The following is a 516-nucleotide window of genomic DNA, read 5'->3' as shown; positions in this document are numbered from 1 at the left end:
CCGCCCGCGCCGCCCTGCCCGCGCGCGATGCGCCGGTCTGCCCGCGCCCAGCGCCGCCCGCAACGGGGCGAGGGTGTCGTTGGTCAGATATCCCGCCCACACCAGATCCCAGAGCGCTTCCACCAGCTCCTGGTCCCCGATCCGCTCCCGCTTGGGCTCCCCGCCCGCGCCTTCGGACGCCCGCCGGGCGAGGGGGGAGGCGGTGGGCGGGGCGTTGAGGCGGTCGGAGAGGGTGCGGAAGAAGTGCGCGGAGCCGTCGGCCAGCAGGTCGAGAAGCGACTGGTGGAGCGGGGTGAGGGTGAGGTCGGACGGCTGGGGCAGGAGCAGCGGCGCGGTGTCGGCGAGCTGGAGGGAGATCCAGCCGTCGCCGCCGGGGAGCGCGCCGCGCCCCGCCCAGACCACTTCGCCCGCCGACGTCAGCTCGTCGAGCAGCGCCGGCGTGTAGCCCGGCACCCGCGCCGGGAGGATCAGGGTCTCGAGCGCGGAGGCGGGCACGGCGGCGCCCTGGAGCTGCTC

The 516-nt window shown here is 76.9% G+C and carries 1 protein-coding gene; it reads right to left on the bottom strand.

The features are described 5' to 3' along the window. On the bottom strand, window positions 1-516 hold a 516-nt coding region (locus tag ACYVE7_RS35605; protein ID WP_460371131.1), incomplete at both ends, for an Lhr family ATP-dependent helicase.

This window comes from Actinocorallia lasiicapitis (assembly GCF_054778695.1).
This window is presented reverse-complemented; position numbering and strand designations above follow the sequence as displayed.